The sequence below is a fragment of the Sphingopyxis sp. genome (assembly GCF_036675685.1).
Lineage (GTDB): Bacteria > Pseudomonadota > Alphaproteobacteria > Sphingomonadales > Sphingomonadaceae > Sphingopyxis.
This window is the reverse complement of sequence record NZ_JAKFEM010000005.1, coordinates 210,401-228,031: the sequence shown is the minus strand read 5'-3', so window position 1 is coordinate 228,031 and position 17,631 is coordinate 210,401. Positions and strand designations below refer to the sequence as shown.

Sequence of the window (17,631 nt, the reverse complement as noted above, 5' to 3'; positions counted from 1 at the left end):
TTCAAGGCCGATAGAAGCGCGCTCCGCTCGCCTTCAGCGCCGCCGGATCGAACAGCACGGGCTTCAACTTGTGGCGCACGAACAGCGGCGCCTGATCGTTGTAATGGGGGCTCTCGGGCCGCGTCGTCGCGGCGCCAAAGGGCTGGATCGATTCCGACCGCACGCGGCCATCCTTGTCCCACGTCACGAACATGATGAAGCTGTCGCCGTGACGTACCTTCAGCCGCCCGTCGGGCTCGGCGTCCCACAAAGTCGAGGCGCGCACCGTGTCGTTGCCGCCGTCGAGCGGCAGGTCGACGCGGTAGGCACCCTCGCCGTGACGCAGGCGCAGCACGGTGCCAAGTTTCGGATCGAGCCCGCCGAAATGATCCTGGAGATGCACCACGGTATCTTTCAGCACGGTGCGCGGATCGGGGCCGGCGCGGCGCTGGTAATGGCTGCCGTTCGCCGGGCGCAACAGCATCAGCGCCAGCGCATCGCCCTTCCCCTTGCCGTCGAGGTTCCAGTCCCAGCGACGAAGCAGATTCTGCGCTTCGGTCAGCGCGGGATCATCCTTCACGTCAAGCGCGAGCAGCCGGTCCATCCACGCCTTGGCGTAGCCCGCCTTCGCATAGGCGGTGTCATATTTGATCGCTTTCAGCCGCGCCTCGTCGATCTGTCCCGACGCCTCGAACAAGGTGATCAGCCGCGTCGCGCGGTTGGTCATATCGTCCTCGACCCCCAGCAACGGTGAAAAAGCGGCGGCGTCGAGCTCGTCGCCCGGCCCCGCCGCGATCCACGGCGTGTTGTTGGCGTTCATCACATAGCCCGAGCGCGGATTGACCAGCGCGGGCGCACGGTCGAACGGCAGCGTCTTGGTCCATAGGGTGGCCGAGGTATCGCCGGGCAACACGCCGCGCCAGTTGAAGCCCGGCTGGCGGTCGGGGAACATCGCATTATAGAAAAGGCCGATGTTGCCCTTGGCATCGGCATAGATGAAATTGGTCGCGGGCACGCCCTGCCCCGCCATCGCGGCGCGCCATTCGGCAAAATTCTTCGCCTTGTTGAGCCGATAATATTGGGTGACCATATTCGCCTGGTCGATGCCCGCATAGCGGATCGCGAAGGCGCCCTTTTCATTCTTCACCACGGGCCCGTGGACCGAACGATAGATGGTACGCGGCACCGGCAGCACGAACGGCCCGAACTTGACCTTCAGCCAGATGCGCTTTTGCTCGAGCGGCCGCCACGCGCCATCGAAACGATAGTTCTCGCCGCTGTCGTCGAGCGTCAGCTTGTAGACGTCGATCAGGTCGGGCCGGTTTACCGTGTTCGTCCACCCGAGAAATTTATTGTGGCCGAGGAAGGGATAGGGCGAGCCGGGGAAGTTGGCGCCCGCGAAATCCCAACCCTCTTCCGAATGGACGACCAGTTCGTACCAGGCGACGCCGCCGGTCCACGGCTGGTGCGAATTGGAAACGAGCCGCGTCGCGCCGTCGGTCGAGCGCTTGGGCGCGACCGCGATGCCGTTCGACCCATTGTCGGCGGGATCGCTGCCGACCGGCGTGTCGGCGCGCGGGATGATCTTGCCCGTCGCGTCGAGCGCCGGGCCGCCCTCGCGCCCGATCGGCTTGTCCTCGACGAGCGAACCCAGAACCGAATCGAGCCCGAAGAAGAAGGGCGAGCGCAGCACGAAACCCGCGACGACATCCTCGCCGGTCACGGGGAACAGCCCCGACAGGCGCACCTCGTCCGGGTGCTTGTCGGCATAATGGTTGAGCCCCGCGGCATAGGCGGTGAAGAGCTTTTTCACATCCTCGGGAAGCCGCGGCCAGTCGCGCACGGTCGTCGCGCGCACATCGAGCAGCGCTTCGGCATAGTCGATCTTCGCGCCATCCGCGCCGAGCATCGCCCCGGCGCGCCCGCGCGTCATCGCGAGCACTTCCTGCAGCGTCGAAAAATCATCCTCGGCGTGCGCATAAGCCACACCATAGGCGACGTCGGCGTCGGTCTTTCCGAAGATATGCGGGACGCCAAACTTGTCGCGCGCGATACGGACATCGGCGGGCTTGAACGCCGGCGCCGCGGGCGCTTCGGCGGTCAGCGGCTCCCAAAGCGCAAGCGATGCGGCGGTGAGCAGGAGCAGCAGCAGAAAACCCAGCAAAATCCGTCGTAGCATCTCTGGTCCTCTTACGCGCCTAGCCCGCAGGGCTATGTGGCGGGCATGTCGTCCGATGGCAAGCGACTGTCGTTCGTCGAGCCGGATTTGCTGCCCGGCGCGGGGCGGTTATGCAGGGACCCAGATTTGAAAAACCGGGGAATATCCAACATGCGCACGAAAAGCCTGCTCCTTGCCGCCTGCCTGACATTCACCCTGGCGCCTTCCGCCCTCGCGCAAGGCGTGGCGGGTTCGGGCGTCGCTCCGGCGACCGCCGCGAACAGCGCCGAGCGCGCGATCGGTTTTGCCGCGAGCGCGCCGGCGGGCGCGGCGCTCGTCGTGGTGATGACCGACGCGGCGCTGCCGCCGCTCGATGGCATCGTGGTCACCGCCGCCGAGCGGCAAGCGGTGACCGCGGCAATCGCAGCAGCAAGCTTCGATGGCAAGGCGGGATCGACGCTGTCGCTTCGCGGCATCGGGGCGCATCCGCGTATCCTGCTCGTCGGCACGGGGCCGACCCCCTCCTCGCTTGCGCTCGCCGAAGCGGGCGGCAAGGCCGCGCAAGACCTCAAAAGCGAAGCGCATCCCGTTGCGATCGCCGGCGCGTTCGGCGATGCCAGCGCCGCCGATGTCGCCTATGGATTCGCGCTCGGCCAATATCGCTTCGACCGCTACAAGACCGTCGACAAAAAGGCGCCGCCGACGGGCGCGGTGACGCTGGTCGGGGCCAATCCCGCCGCCGCCGAAGCGGCCTTTGCCGGGCGCTGGAAGCCGCTCGCCGACGGGGTTCGCCTGTCGCGCGACCTCGCCAACGAACCCGCCAATGTCGTCTATCCCGAAAGCTTCGTCGCGCGTGTGCGCGAGGCGTTCGGCAATACGCCCGGGGTCAGCATCGAGGTGCTCGACGAAGCAGCGATGCGGAGGCTCGGCATGGGTACACTCGTCGGCGTCGGCCAGGGCAGCCCGCGCGGTTCGCGGCTGCTCGCGGTGCGCTATCGCGGCGCGGGCGCCCCGGCCGCGCCGCTCGCGCTGATCGGCAAGGGCATCACCTTCGATTCGGGGGGCATTTCGCTCAAGCCCGGCGCGGGCATGTGGGACATGAAGGGTGACATGTCAGGTGCCGCATCGGCGATCGGCGCCGCGTTGTCGCTCGCCAAGTCGCGCGCACCGGTGCATGTCGTCGCGGTCGCGGCGCTCGCCGAGAATATGCCCGACGGCAATGCCCAGCGGCCTGGCGACATCACACGCACCATGTCGGGCAAGACGATCGAGATGCTCAACGCCGACGCCGAAGGCCGCCTCGTCCTGGCCGACGCAAATGAATATATCGCGCAGACCTATAAACCGCGCGCGATCGTCAACATCGCGACGCTCACCGGCGCGATCGTCGGCGCACTCGATGATCAATATGCGGGGCTGTTCGCCCGCGACGAAAAACTCGCGGCGGCATTGCTCGCCGCCGGGGCCGCCAGCGGCGAGGAATTGTGGCGCATGCCGCTCCACAAAAATTATGCCGAGAAGCTCAAGTCAGACATTGCCGACATCCGCAACATCGCCCCGAGCCAGGGTCCGGGCGCCAGCCTCGGCGCGCATGTCATCGGTTTCTTCGTCGACGAGGCCACGCCGTGGGCGCATCTCGACATTGCCGGGGTGAATCAGGCCGACAAGGCAACCTCGCTCGTCCCCAAGGGCATGAGCGGCTTCGGCGTGCGCTTGCTCGACCAATTGGCCCGGTCCGGCGAATAGACGTTGCGGAACCTTGGAAGGCCCCTTGTGTTGCCAAATGGCAACACTATCTTGCTCGGCGAGAAAGGGGCTTTCTGAATGAACCTCGAAAAATTTACCGACCGCGCCAAGGGTTTCCTGCAGGCGGCGCAGACGATCGCGATCCGTATGAACCATCAGCGGATCAGCCCTGAACATATCGCCAAGGCGCTGCTCGAAGACAATGAGGGCATGGCCGCGGGCCTCATCGCGAAGAGCGGTGGCGACGCTGCGCGCGCGGTGCAAGGCATCGACGCGCTGCTTGCGAAGGTCCCCGCCGTGTCGGGCTCGGGAGCGCAAGCAACACCGGGGCTCGACAATGACGCCGTGCGCTTGCTCGACCAGGCCGAACAGGTCGCTACCAAAGCCGGCGACGGCTATGTCACCGTCGAGCGGCTGCTGCTCGCGATGGTGCTTTCGACCGGAACGCCGGTCGGCAAGGCCTTCGCCGATGCGGGCGTCAAGGCCGATGCCCTTAACTCTGCGATCAACGACCTGCGCGGCGGTCGTTCGGCCGACACCGCCTCGGCCGAAGACCGCTACGAAGCGCTCAAGAAATTCGCCCGCGACCTCACCGAAGTCGCGCGCGAGGGCAAGCTCGACCCCGTGATCGGGCGCGATGAGGAAATCCGCCGCACCATCCAGATTCTCGCGCGCCGCACCAAGAACAACCCGGTGCTGATCGGCGAACCCGGGGTCGGCAAGACCGCGATCGCCGAAGGGCTCGCGCTGCGTATCACCAATGGCGACGTCCCCGACAGCCTGAAGGACCGCCGCTTGCTGTCGCTCGACATGGGCGCGCTGATTGCAGGTGCCAAATATCGCGGCGAATTCGAGGAACGCCTGAAGGGCGTGCTCGACGATGTGAAAGCCGCCGAGGGCGAGATCATCCTGTTCATCGACGAGATGCACACGCTCGTCGGCGCCGGCAAGGGCGAGGGCGCGATGGACGCCTCGAACCTTTTGAAGCCCGCGCTTGCGCGCGGCGAGCTCCATTGCATCGGCGCGACGACGCTGGACGAATATCGCAAGCATGTCGAAAAGGACCCCGCGCTCCAGCGGCGCTTCCAGCCGGTGTTCGTCGGCGAACCGACGGTCGAGGATTCGATCTCGATCCTGCGCGGGCTGAAAGAGAAATATGAGCTGCACCACGGCGTGCGGATCACCGACGGCGCGATCGTCGCCGCGGCGACGCTGTCGAACCGCTATATCTCCGACCGCTTCCTGCCCGACAAGGCGATCGACCTGATGGACGAGGCCGCGAGCCGCATCCGCATGGAGGTCGAATCGAAGCCCGAAGAGATCGAGACGCTCGACCGCCGCATCATCCAGATGAAGATCGAGGAGTCGGCGCTCGGCAAGGAAAGCGACGCCGCATCGAAGGATCGGCTCGCGACCTTGCAGTCCGACCTCGCCAATCTCGAACAGCAGTCGGCCGAGGTCACGCAGAAGTGGCAAGCCGAAAAGGACAAGATCCACGCCGAGGCCAAGATCAAGGAAGCGCTCGACGCCGCACGCAACGCGCTCGACCAGGCACAGCGCGCGGGCGATCTCGCGAAGGCGGGCGAGCTCAGCTACGGCACCATCCCGGGCCTCGAAAAGCAGCTCGAAGAGGCGCAGGCGATCGCCGGCAACGCGATGCTGCGTGAGGAAGTCACCGCCGACGACATCGCCGCGGTGGTCAGCAAATGGACCGGCATCCCCGTCGACCGGATGCTGGCGGGCGAACGCGAGAAACTGCTGGCGATGGAACCGACGATTGCCAGGCAGGTGATCGGCCAGGACCACGCCGTGCACGCGGTATCGACGGCGGTGCGCCGGTCGCGGGCGGGCTTGCAGGACCCCAACCGCCCACTGGGCTCCTTCCTGTTCCTCGGCCCGACGGGGGTCGGCAAGACCGAACTCACCAAGGCGCTCGCGCGCTTCCTGTTCGACGACGACAATGCGATGGTCCGCATCGACATGTCCGAATTCATGGAAAAGCACAGCGTTGCGCGCCTCGTCGGCGCGCCTCCGGGTTATGTCGGCTATGAAGAGGGCGGCACGCTCACCGAAGCGGTGCGCCGCCGCCCCTATCAGGTCGTGCTATTCGACGAGGTCGAGAAAGCGCATGCCGACGTCTTCAACATCCTGCTGCAGGTGCTCGACGACGGACGCCTCACCGACGGGCAGGGCCGCACGGTCGATTTCACCAACACGCTGATCATCCTGACCTCGAACCTCGGCAGCCAGGCGATCGCGGCGCTTCCCGACGATGCGCCGGTCGAACAGGCCGAGCCCGCGGTGATGGAAGTCGTCCGCGCCCATTTCCGGCCCGAATTCCTCAACCGGCTCGACGAGATCGTGCTCTTCAACCGGCTGGCGCAGCAGCATATGGGCGGCATCGTCGACATCCAGGTCGCGCGCGTGCAGAAACTGCTCGCCGACCGCAAGGTCACGCTCGACCTCACCGATGCGGCGCGCGCATGGCTCGGCCGCGTCGGTTACGATCCCGTCTATGGCGCCAGGCCGCTGAAGCGCGCGGTGCAGAAATATCTGCAAGACCCGCTCGCGGATTTGATCCTGAAAGGCGAGGTCAAGGACGGGTCGACGATCAAGGTCGACGAAGGCGACGGGGCCTTGAAGCTGACCTCGGCGTAAAACCATTCGCCTGATGGCGAGGCGGCACCGGCCCGCTCCCCCACCCGGCCTCCCAATCGAGTTTATCCTATGGGAGGCTGGGTGGGGGAGCGGGCCGGTGCCGCGCGTTTCCGCAAGGCGGAAATGAAATTACGTCAGCAAGTCCCGGTCGCGCGGCAGTCGCCCGCCTTGCTCGCCATCGCGTCCATCGTGTCGCGCGAATCCTGGTTGCCCTGCACCCACAATTGCTTCCACTGCTCGTTGGTGTGGCAAACGCGCGCTTTCTTCACGAGCGAGCCGATTTCCTCGATCTTGCGGCATTTGACATAATAGGGGTGGGTCATCGGCAGCCCCTCGTTATGCGCCTTGATCTCGCTGCTCGTCATCGTCGACGGCGGACGATCGGGCGCGGTGCGGTCCGCGGGGTCTGGCGCGGCGGGCGATGGCGACGCGGCAAGGAAAGCCAGCATGATGAGTATCGGCGACATCGGAGGGCCTTTCTATTGGGGCCGGATCTGCTGCATGACCTGATCCTGGGGTTCTTGCGAGTTGCTCCAGCCCCGCGCGATCACTTCCATCGAATCGCGTGCATCCTGGTTGCCCTTGTCCGATAGGCGCTTCCAGTCGGCGTTGGTGTTGCAGACGCGCAACTTCTTGACCAGCGAACCGATCTGCTCGATCCGGCGGCACCGGATATAGCCGGGATCGCTCATCGGGCGACCCTGGTTATAAGCGTCGATTTCCGCACCGGACATGTCGGATGCCGCGCGGGCGAGTGGCGCTTCGGTTTCGTTGGCGGCGACGACAGTGGTCGCCGACACGCCCATCAACAGGGTCATAATTGCTGCATTACGCATCATATGCCTCCCATCATCGACCGGTGGGCAATCAGTTGGAATTGCCCGCCTTGCTCTGCATGGCTTCGGCCGTATCGCGGGCGTCGAGGTTGCCCTTGTGCGATACCTCTTTCCACTTTTCATTCGTGTAGCAAACGCGGTTCTTCTTCACGAGCGAGCCGATTTCCAGCGTTTTGCGGCACTTGATATAATAGGGATGGGTCTGGGCGAGCCCCTCGTTATACGCCTTGATCTCGGTCGGCGTCATCGCCGAGGGTGGCTGCGACGGCGGCGCGCGATCGGTAGCGGTGGTTCCTTCGGCCGCGAAGGCGGCCGGCGCAGCCAGCAAGGCTGCTGCGAAAAATGCAGGCATAATATGGTTCATGAAAATCCTCCTACCGCGGGCATCGCCCGCAGCCTCATGACCGGCATCATATTTGGCAAGAGGCCTTTCGCAAAGCTGAATTTCGTCCGGTGACAAACGGATACCAAGCGACGCTAGGCCTAGCGCGGCACCGCATATCCCGACGCGTCGGCCGACGCAAAATAACGCAGCAAAAGGTCGCGCTCGCGCGCGCTCAAATGCGGGTTCCACACGTCGAAGATCAGCACCGCGCGCAGGTCGTCGCTGTCGTTCCACGCCTCATGCTCGATCGTATCGTCGAACACGAAGGCCCGGCCTTCCTCCCATATGCGCGTTTCGCCGCCGACGCGAAAGCCGCAGTTCGGCGGGACGATCAGCGGAAGATGGACGATCGCCCGCGTGTTGGTGACCCCGGTGTGCGGCGGGATGCGGGTGTGGGGCTTCAGCATCGAAAAGAAGGCGCTGGGCGCGCGGCCCGGGATGCGCGCACCCGGGATCGCCGCGAGCGCGGCGGCAGTGGCGGGGCAGCGATCGAGCACCAGCTGGTTCGGCTCGCCATATTCCCAGAGGAAGCAGGCGCCCCAGTCAAGCTGGTTGTCGAGCCCCGACCAGATCGAATCGGGCGTCCCCGCCTCCATCCGCACATAGGGCCGGAGCGCCTCCCCGGGATCGCCCAGCAGCGCCTGCAGCTCGGCGCGGATCGCTCCCGTCTGTGCCTCGATTTCGGCCAGCCAGGGGAAATGACCCCGATCGAAAAATTCGTCGGCAGGCAGGAAGGGGTAATAAATGCCCGCACATTCATTCTGATAGATACGGCGACGGCCGAGCGCGCTCGCGATGAAAGCCTCGCCGCGGCGGGCCTCGGTTTCGGAGAGATCGTCGCGGATCGATCCGAAGGCATCCGATGCCGCCGCGAACATGGCGTCGGTGGCCCCGATGACAAACGCCTGCCCATGCGCCAGTAACGGTTGGAGCGCCGGCGGGGCGGGGCCCAGCTGCGCGCCGAGTGCAACGGCGGCACTCCAGGCCGCCAGCGCGGCGCCCTTGTCGCCCTGCGCCTCGTGCCGCTCCGCCTTGCGGATCCACGCGATGAGGTCGCGGCGGTCGATCGCAAGCGCGGCGTCGAGCGCGGCAAGCTCGCGCGCATCGTCCCCGAGCGCGCGCCATGCAGAAGCGAGGTTGCGCTGCAAGGCGCCCGATTGCGGGTCGCCCGCAATTGCCGCGGTGAAATGCCGGGTTGCGGCCTCGGCATCGCCGGCCTGCAACGCGGCAATCCCGAACCGGTTGGCCTCGACGGCCGAGGCGGGTGGAGGTGAGCTGGTCATGGCCATGCTTGCCATCGGCAGGGGCAATCGGCAAGGTCGATTGATGACCGCCGCGCCCCCCGTGACCGCCATCATCGACGACGCCGAATGGCTCGCGCATCGTTATGATCCGGGGCACGACGCATTCCATTTCCGCCGCGTCCCGCGCGCCGTCCGCGGCGGCGTGCCCTTTCTGACCGATTTGCATCTGGGCGAAGAGGTGGCGCCGGTCGTGCTGCGCCGCACCGACTGCCGCGAGGCGCCGGGCGAGGCGCGTGCGCCTGTCCATTTCCTCTTTCATTCGGCCTATTGCGCATCGACGATGCTCGCGCAGGCCCTCGATCAACCGGGCGTCGCGACCAGCCTATCCGAGCCGGTTTTGCTCAACGACATGGTCGGATGGCGGCGGCGCGGCGCGGAGTCGCGTGCGCATGGGCGGGTCATGGACGATGCGCTAGCCATGCTGGAGCGCGGCTTCGCGGCGGGGGAGGCGGTGGTCATCAAACCGTCGAACATCTTCAACCCGCTCGCCCGCGGCGCGCTGATGCTGCGGCCCGAGGCGCGGGCGATCCTGCTCCATGCGCCGCTGCGCGCCTTCCTGTTGTCGGTCGCGCGCAAGGGTATGTGGTGTCGGCTGTGGTGCCGTGAGCTGCTCGAGGGCTATCTGGCTGATGGCTATGTCCAGCTGGGCTTCGAAGCACGCGATTATTTCCGCCAGTCGGACCTGCAGGTCGCGGCGGTTGGCTGGCTCGCACAGCAACAGGCCTTTGCCGCGTTGCTCGGCTGGGCGCCCGACCGGATCGCGTCGCTCGACAGCGAAGCACTGACCGCCGATCCCGTAGCGGCGGTCAGTGCGGCGATGGATCATCTGGGTCTGGCGAGCGACCGCGCCGCCATCGCCGAGCATCCCGCGCTTGGCCGGAACAGCAAATCGGGCGCGCCCTTTGCCGCCGGCGAACGGCAGCGCGACCTTGGCGTCGCCGAAACCGCCTATGGCGAGGAAATCGACCAGGTGGTCGGCTGGGCCGAGGTCGTCGCCGATCGGGCCGGCATTCCGCTTGCCCTGCCGCGACCGATGCTCATCCGCTAAGCCGCATATTCAAACTTCCGTCATCCCATAGAAAAAGGGGCGGACATTGCTGTCCGCCCCCAATTCTTGCCGAAGCGTGAAGTGACTAGAACTTCAGCTTTGCCGACACCGCATAACGGCGGCCCAGCGCATCGTAGGACGCAGGGAAGGTGTTGCCGCTGTTGTAGGTGGTCGAACCGATCGTGTTGCCGACGAGCGGCGGCTTCTTGTCGAGCAGGTTCTGGACGGTCGCGGTGAACGTCAGATTGTCGCTGACGTTGAAGCGCGCGGTCAGGTCGAAATAATGCGCCGCCTTGATCTTGCGGAACCTCGGATCGACGACGCAAGCACCCGGATCGGCACCGTCGAAGTCGGGGCAACCCTGGTCCGCGAGCGGCAGAAGGACGCCCGCACCATTGCGGTTCGCTGCGTCGGCAGCGGCACGATCGGCTTCGAGCTGCGCCGGTTCGAACGACACGCTATCCTGCCAGCGCCACAGCAGCGACAGGTCGACCTTGTCAAAGCCGAGCGTGAAGCGGTTCGAGAACTGGAGTTCGGGCTGGATCGAGCCGGTGAACGAGCAGTTGACGCTGTAGTAGCCGACGCATTCGCGATTCAGCGAAGCAGGATCGGCCGCGTTCGCCTTGAACTTCGAGCTGCGCGTCCAGTTGCCGACGAACGACCAGTCGAGGCTCGCGAAGCCCAGATCCATGTTGTAGTTCATCAAGAGGTCGACACCGTCGGTGAACAGGCGGCCCTGGTTGTTCGTGGTGCCGAACAGGCCCGGCGTCGTCGCCGGATCGCCGTCGAGGCCGCCGGTGATCGGGTTACGACGGATCGACGTACAAGCCGCGCTGGTGGCGTCGAGGTCGTCGAAACAGGCCGCGATGATGTCGCCCGGAAGCGGCACGCCCAACACGTCTTCGATCTTGATGTTGTAATAGTCGACCGACAGGTTGAAGCGCGGCAGGAAGTCGGGCTGGAACACTAGGCCCAACGTCCAGGTATCGGCCTTTTCGGGCTTCAGGTTCAGGTTACCACCGGTGGTGATATTAGCCTGAGCCGCGGTCGGGTTGGTGATCGAGCCGATCGTACCCACCGGAGCGCCCTGAGCAAGACAGACCGCGCGCAAGGCGGCGTTCCCGACCGGAGCAGCGCCGGCGCAGGGATCGATACCCAGGTTGGTCAGGCCAACCGAGGTCGGCGTGAACAGTTCGCCGATGTTCGGCGCGCGGACCGCGCGGCTGTAGTTACCGCGGATCTTGACGCCCGCACCCGGTTCCCAGCTGCCGCCGGCTTTCCAGGTGGTGGTGTTGTAACCACCGGCGCCCTTGATGCTGTAATCCGAATAACGGATACCGGCTTCGAGCGTCAGGCTTTCGAAGAAGGGCTTGTCTTCGACGAGCGGCGCGACGATTTCGGCATAAGCCTCATAGACATCATAAGCACCGTCGATGTCGGGAGCCGCACCGCCGGCACCGCCGAGTTCACCCGGGGTCTTGGCGAGAAGATCCGACGCCTGTTGCGCGGTATAGCTGCGGAACTCGCCGCCCAGCGCGAAGCCGATCGGCTGCACCGCCATCGGCGAAGCGAAGCCAAGGTCGCCCGAGACGATCGCGCGAACCTGCGACAGCGTGGTGCGGTTGGTCGACGAGCTGTTTTCCGTCAGGAAGTCGGCCATCGGACCCGTGATCGAGCCTTCGGGGCCAAAGATATTGACGGGAACGCAGGCCGCGTTGCCGCTCTGGCAAGTGGTCGTGTTATTGGCCAGCGACGCTTCGCGGAAGCGCGATTGCAGCGTGTAGTTCTGGATCGTCTGGATATTTTCGGATTCGCCATAGGCGCCTTCGATGTTCCAGTCGATCGTGTCGGTAATGCCGCCACGCGCGCCGACGCGATAGTCGAAGAAGGTCGTCTGATAATCGCTGATGCGCGGGCCGACTTCGGGGGTACGGCGGTTCAGCGTGACGGTGACTTCGCGATAGGCTGCATCGGTGCGGCCGGTCGCGGCGGCAGCTGCGGTACATTCACCCGGCGTGAAGCGCGGCGTGTAGGTGCCGGCAACGGTCGACGTGTTGAACGCGCAGAACTGGTTGCGCAGCGTGGCGGGCAGATACGGGTTGTTCAGGTTGACCGTAACGGTGCCGCCGAACGAACCCGACGGTGCGATGATCGTCGACACCTTGTTCTTCGAGAACATGCCGCGCGCATAGACTTCGATCGCGTCCGACACTTCATAGTTCGCCTGGCCATAGATGTTATAGCGCTGGAACGGCGTCTGGAAGATGTTGAACGGGTTGAAGTTGTAGGTTGCGAAGGTGCCGACGCCCTGGCCGGCGGCGTTGACCTGGCGCAGGCCGCCGTTGGCGACCGTCGGATCGGTGTTCACCGTGCCATCGGGGTTCAGCGGGCGGGTGCCCGAGAAACGCGACGGAACCGACGTGCCCGAGCCGATGAATGTGTCCGAATAGCTGTCGAGGGTGTTTTCCGAGAACGGACGCGCACCCTGGTAGACGGGGTCAGCCTGCTGGTAACCGATGCTCAGCACGGCATTACCGCGGCCATCGTCGAAGTTCGCGCCGATGGTGGCGTCGACGCGGAAGACGTTGCCGTCGCCCTGTTCGGTGATCTGTTCCGAAGCCGAGACTTCCAGACCCGCGAAATCGCGCTTGGTGATGAAGTTCACCACGCCGGTGATGGCATCGGCACCATAGGTGGTCACCGCGGCGCCGGTCAGCGCGTCGACGCGCTCGATCAGGGCCAGCGGGATGTTGTTGAGGTCGACGCGGCCGTTGACGTCCGACGGAGCGACGCGGTTGCCGTTCAGGAGGACGATGTTACGGGTCGAGCCGAGGCCGCGAAGATCGACGTACGAGCCGCCGGTGTTGCCGTTGTTGACGGCCGAACCCATGTTCGGGACGACGCCGGGCATTTCGCGCAGGACTTCTTCGGCGACGTTCGACTGCTTCAGTTCGATCGCGTCCGACGTGGTCACGTTGACCGGGGTCGACTGTTCGAGGTTCGGGTTGCGGATCAGCGTACCGGTGACGACGATTTCGCCGCCCGGCGCCTCGGCCGTCGTTTCGGCGGCGTCCTGCGCATAGGCAGGAGCCGAAACCAGGGCGACGCTCATCACGAACGGCGCAGCGCCCAGCTTCAGCTTGGAATATTGGGTTTTCTTCACAGTGCAGTCCCTTGCTACTGAGTGATAAAAGATACCCGGGCCCCCGACGCGACGGCTCGACAGCCGACGCATAGACACCCCGATAGCGTGCGGGATGACCGTTGGTTCATCTGGAGTAAAGGAAATTCCCCCCGCTTTCCGTCGTTTCAAAACCCATTGTGACGTATTTGCAACAACCGCGGGATTCGGCGAAATACAATATGCTGCAGCGCCGCATTTGCGACATTTTGTTTCATCGGTTACGAATTCGGGCGCGGTCCGCCATCGGTTAGCCGCCGATCGGGCCAGCCAGCTTTCCAGGGTCGAGACGGGCATCGCGCCACTTCAGCCCCCAGTGCATATGCGGCCCCGTCGCGCGCCCGGTCCGGCCGACCGTTCCGAGCCGCTGCCCCTGCACGATCCGGTCGCCGACCTTCACGTCGAGCCGCTGGCAATGGAGAAACGCGCTGCTCAGGCCCATGCCGTGGTCGACGATCAACAGATTGCCCTCGAGCGTGAAGGGCGTCGCTGCCGCGAGCACGACGACACCGTCGGCCGGCGCGACGAAGGCTGTGCCCGCCGGCACCGCGACATCGGTTCCGCTATGGTAGGTTCCGGGCTTGCCCTGGTAGACGCGCTGCGACCCGAAGAAGCCCGACAAGCGCCCGGTTACCGGCCAGCGAAAACGCTGCTTCCAGCCGTTGGAATCGACCTGCATCGCGCGCGCCGCCGCGATCTGCGCGAGCTCGGCGGGGCGGCGGCGCGCGAAATCGGCGTCGCTCGACGCGCTGCCGCGATAGGGGGCGTTGATATGTTCGATCCGCCACGTGCCCGGGGCTACGGTGATGGGATGTTCGATTATCCGGCCATTGGCGAGCGTCGCGACCAATCGCGCGGTGGCGGGAGCGTCGCGATCGAAGGCGATCAGGAATTGGCCATCCTCCGCCAGAGGGATTGGCTGGCCGTTGAACAGCACTTGCCGGGTATTGGTCGGCGCCTGCGCCTTCAGCGCCCGGCCCTGTTCCGGATTGCCGAAAAGTATGAAGTCCGGAAACCTCATCGGAACATCATACGCGCCCTTCGCCGTCGACGACGTGACGCCAGCGGCGGGAGACGGCATAGGCGCGGCAGGAGCCTCAGTCGGCGGTACGCAGTTCGCCGCGACGATCAGCAGCGGCAGCGCCACCGTATAGCGGGACCCATATCGCGCGAAACTCATGCCCCGCGCGCGCTGTCCTGTTCGGCCTGCACCGAAATCGCGGCGGTGGCATAGGGCTCTTGCCGCGCGACCGACCAATAGCGCAGTTCGTCGAGGCCGATCGGCACGCCGGTCACCGCGCACAGCACATGGTCGCCGGGGGCAAGGACACGAAACCCGTTCGGTCCGTACTGGAGGCGGGCAAGGCGGTTGCGGCTGGCGATCAACATGATTCTCTGTCCATTCGTCGGGATGTCATGACGGCGACTATAACAGCATCGCGCCGCGCGGCCACCCCCGGCAATCTCAGAAAAGCTCGCCCTGCCCCCGTTTGGGCGCCGCGGGCGGCGCCTTTCGCACCGGTCTCGGCGACGGCGATGGCGGCGCATCGCTGCCGCTTACCTGTACCGGTACGTCGCCGTCGGCGAACTGCAAGCTGAGATGCCCGGCATCCTGTGCCTTGGCGGCGGTCGTGACGATCGAACCGCCCGCATCGCGGACCATCGCATAGCCGCGCGAGAGCAGCGCCCGCGGATCGAGCGAGGTCAACAACCGCCCCAGTCCTTCGAGCAGCGCGCGGTCGCGATCCCATCGCCGTGCGAGCAATCCCGGCCGCAGCGCGGCGCCGCGCGTCGCGAGCCGCTCGGCAATGACCGCCAGCCGGTGGCGCTGGCTGCGATCGAGCCGGTCGCCATTGTCGTCGAGCCGCTGGCGCTGCGGCGCATAGAGCGCCTCGCGGCGCGGCAGGTGCCGCGCCAGCGCGGTCAGCCGCTCGCTCGCCAGCGACTGGTGGCGGTTCGCGGCACCGATCGTCCGGCCGCCCCAGGTCGCGAGCTGCGCCTGCAGTTCGGCGCGCACGGGCACCGCCATTTCGGCGGCCGCGGTCGGTGTCGGCGCGCGCACATCGGCGACATAATCGGCGAGCGTGACGTCGGTTTCATGCCCCACCGCGCTGATCGTCGGGATGCGGCAATCGGCGATCGCGCGCACGACTACCTCTTCGTTGAACGCCCACAGGTCCTCGATCGAACCGCCGCCGCGCGCGACGATCACCAGGTCGGGCCGCGGCACCGGCCCGCCGGGCGCGAGTCCATCGAAGCCGCGAATCGCATTGGCGACCTGCGCCGCCGCGCCGTCGCCCTGCACGAGCACCGGCCACACGATCACCCGCGTCGGGCAGCGATCGGCGAGCCGGTGAAGGATGTCACGGATCACGGCGCCGGTCGGCGACGTCACGACGCCGATGGTGGCGGGCAGATAGGGAAGTGCCTGTTTGCGGTCGCGCTCAAAGAGCCCCTCGGCGCCGAGCCGCGCCTTGAGCTTTTCGAACAGCAGCATCAACGCGCCTTCGCCCGCGACCTCGAGCGTATCGACAACGAGCTGATATTTGGAGCGGCCGGGATAGGTGGTGAGCTTGCCGGTCGCGATCACCTCGATCCCGTCCTCGGGCCGGAAGGCAAGCCGCCCCGCCTGCCCCTTCCACATCACCATGTCGATCAGCGCATTGTCGTCCTTCAGCGCCGCGTAAAAATGCCCCGACGCCGCGCGCTTCGTCCCCGACAATTCACCCCGCACGCGCACGCGCGCGAAGCCGTCCTCGACCGTGCGCTTGATCGCCGCCGACAATTGGCTGACCGACAGCGCGGGCGCATTGTCGCCGGGCGCTGCCTCGGCTAACAGCCGCGCGGCGGTGTCATCGTCGGACGCCGGGTCGGGAAAAGGGACAGACATGAATATCCTGCTGGTCGGATCGGGGGGCCGCGAACATGCGCTTAGCTGGCAGTTGGCACAATCGCCAAGCTGCGCCAAGCTCTATGCCGCACCGGGCAATCCCGGGATCGAGGCGCATGCCGAATGCGTTGCCATCGCCGCCGACGATCTCGATGGCCTGATTGCCTTCGTCAAAGCGCATGCGATCGATTTCGTCGTCGTCGGTCCCGAAGCGCCGCTCGTCGCGGGCCTCGCCGACCGGCTGCGCGACCAGGGCGTCGCGGTCTTCGGCCCCGGCGCCGCGGCGGCGCGGCTCGAAGGGTCGAAGGGCTTTACCAAGGATTTGTGCGCGCGTGCCGGCATCCCGACCGCCGCCTATGTCCGCTGCACGAGCGCCGAGGAAGCACATGCGGTGCTCGAAGGCTTTTCGATCCCTGTCGTGATCAAGGCCGACGGGCTCGCCGCGGGCAAGGGCGTGATCATCGCGGAAACGCGCGAGGAGGCCAAAACCGGGGTCGATGACATGATGGGCGGCGCCTTTGGCGGTGCCGGCGCCGAGGTGGTGATCGAGGAATTTATGACCGGCGAGGAAGCGAGCTTCTTCGCGCTCTCCGACGGCGCCGACGTGATGGCGTTCGGCAGCGCGCAGGATCACAAGCGCGTCGGCGACGGCGATACCGGGCCGAACACCGGCGGGATGGGCGCGTACAGCCCGGCGCCCGTCCTCACCCCCGATCTCGAAGCCGCCGTGATGGACCGCATTATCCGTCCGACGGTCGCGACGCTCGCCGCCGAGGGCACCCCCTATGTCGGCGTGCTGTTCGCGGGGCTGATGCTCACCGACGCGGGGCCGAAGCTGATCGAATATAATTGCCGTTTCGGCGACCCCGAATGCCAGGTGCTGATGATGCGCTATGCGGGGGACCTCGCCGCACTGCTCCATGCCGCATCGACCGGCGCGCTCGCCGGCGCGACGCCACCCGCCTTTGCGAGCGACTATGCGCTGACGGTCGTGATGGCCGCCAATGGCTATCCGGCCGCGCCCGAAAAGGGCGGCGCGATCCACGGTATCGCCGGTGCCGAGACCGGCGGCGTGCGGGTCTTCCACGCCGGAACCGCGCACAGCGACGGCCAGATCGTCACCGCGGGCGGCCGCGTGCTCAATGTGACCGCGACGGGCCGCACTGTTACCGAGGCGCAGGCGCGGGCTTATGCCGCGGTCGACAAGCTCGATTTCGCGACCGGCTTCTGCCGCCGCGACATCGGATGGCGCGAGGTCGCGCGCGAAGCGGAGTGAACTCTCCCACCGCGTCATTCCCGCGAAAGCGGGAACCCAGTTGCAACGTCGGCTCGCTGGGTCCCCGCTTTCGCGGGAATGACGAAGAAATTCATGCGGGTCGATCCCTCGGGGTAGACCGAGCCAATTGGCCCGCATAGGCTGAACCAAAATCAGGAGCGGAGACAACC

General features: G+C 66.0%; 13 protein-coding genes. 4 read left to right on the top strand and 9 right to left on the bottom strand.

Translation table 11 applies throughout. From position 1 onward, the window contains the following. Position 1: 1 nt before the first annotated feature. Positions 2–2,158 carry an acylase gene (locus V6M50_RS03285; protein WP_332817107.1) on the bottom strand — a complete coding sequence of 719 codons (2,157 nt, stop codon included), beginning with the start codon at positions 2,156–2,158 and terminating at the stop codon, positions 2–4. A 150-nt stretch (positions 2,159–2,308) separates the two neighbouring features. Between V6M50_RS03285 and V6M50_RS03280 the strand changes: the two genes are divergently transcribed. Together V6M50_RS03280 and clpB are read left to right on the top strand one after the other, a co-directional pair. Next, a complete protein-coding gene (locus V6M50_RS03280) occupies positions 2,309–3,883 on the top strand; it encodes a leucyl aminopeptidase (protein ID WP_332817106.1) in 1,575 nt (524 codons plus the stop codon). Positions 3,884–3,961: 78 nt separating this feature from the next. Further along, entirely contained in the window at positions 3,962–6,541 is a 2,580-nt protein-coding gene (gene clpB, locus V6M50_RS03275) for an ATP-dependent chaperone ClpB (protein WP_332817105.1), read from the top strand. A gap of 134 nt (positions 6,542–6,675) precedes the next feature. Here clpB and V6M50_RS03270 read toward each other — a convergent pair whose 3' ends face one another. From V6M50_RS03270 to V6M50_RS03255, 4 genes are all read right to left on the bottom strand, one after another. Then, complete coding sequence (locus tag V6M50_RS03270; RefSeq protein ID WP_332817104.1) at positions 6,676–7,008, bottom strand: hypothetical protein; 333 nt, start codon at positions 7,006–7,008, stop codon at positions 6,676–6,678. A 12-nt stretch (positions 7,009–7,020) separates the two neighbouring features. Next, on the bottom strand, positions 7,021–7,359 hold the full coding sequence (locus V6M50_RS03265) for a hypothetical protein (protein WP_332817103.1): 339 nt from the start codon (positions 7,357–7,359) through the stop codon (positions 7,021–7,023). Between the two features lie 49 nt (positions 7,360–7,408). Beyond that, positions 7,409–7,741 (bottom strand): hypothetical protein, encoded by a 333-nt coding sequence (locus V6M50_RS03260; protein WP_332817102.1) that lies wholly within the window; start codon positions 7,739–7,741, stop codon positions 7,409–7,411. Positions 7,742–7,860: 119 nt separating this feature from the next. Beyond that, entirely contained in the window at positions 7,861–9,045 is a 1,185-nt protein-coding gene (locus tag V6M50_RS03255) for an aspartyl/asparaginyl beta-hydroxylase domain-containing protein (protein WP_332817101.1), read from the bottom strand. Between the two features lie 43 nt (positions 9,046–9,088). Between V6M50_RS03255 and V6M50_RS03250 the strand changes: the two genes are divergently transcribed. Continuing rightward, a complete protein-coding gene (locus V6M50_RS03250) occupies positions 9,089–10,114 on the top strand; it encodes a hypothetical protein (RefSeq protein ID WP_332817100.1) in 1,026 nt (341 codons plus the stop codon). An 85-nt stretch (positions 10,115–10,199) separates the two neighbouring features. On the opposite strand, the gene V6M50_RS03245 is transcribed toward V6M50_RS03250, so the two are convergent. The 4 genes from V6M50_RS03245 to xseA all read right to left on the bottom strand — a co-directional run bounded on the left by V6M50_RS03245 (position 10,200) and on the right by xseA (position 16,185). Next, positions 10,200–13,277, bottom strand: coding sequence for a TonB-dependent receptor domain-containing protein (locus V6M50_RS03245; RefSeq protein ID WP_332817099.1), 3,078 nt, complete (start codon positions 13,275–13,277; stop codon positions 10,200–10,202). A gap of 268 nt (positions 13,278–13,545) precedes the next feature. After that, a complete protein-coding gene (locus tag V6M50_RS03240; protein WP_332817098.1) occupies positions 13,546–14,475 on the bottom strand; it encodes a M23 family metallopeptidase in 930 nt (309 codons plus the stop codon). Further along, positions 14,472–14,684 carry a DUF2093 domain-containing protein gene (locus V6M50_RS03235; protein WP_332817097.1) on the bottom strand — a complete coding sequence of 71 codons (213 nt, stop codon included), beginning with the start codon at positions 14,682–14,684 and terminating at the stop codon, positions 14,472–14,474. The genes V6M50_RS03240 and V6M50_RS03235 overlap by 4 nt, the downstream gene beginning before the upstream one ends. A 76-nt stretch (positions 14,685–14,760) precedes the next feature. After that, on the bottom strand, positions 14,761–16,185 hold the full coding sequence (xseA, locus tag V6M50_RS03230) for an exodeoxyribonuclease VII large subunit (protein WP_332817096.1): 1,425 nt from the start codon (positions 16,183–16,185) through the stop codon (positions 14,761–14,763). Between xseA and purD the strand changes: the two genes are divergently transcribed. Then, on the top strand, positions 16,184–17,461 hold the full coding sequence (gene purD, locus V6M50_RS03225) for a phosphoribosylamine--glycine ligase (protein WP_332817095.1): 1,278 nt from the start codon (positions 16,184–16,186) through the stop codon (positions 17,459–17,461). The two genes, xseA and purD, sit on opposite strands and share 2 nt — an antisense overlap. Positions 17,462–17,631: the final 170 nt, after the last annotated feature.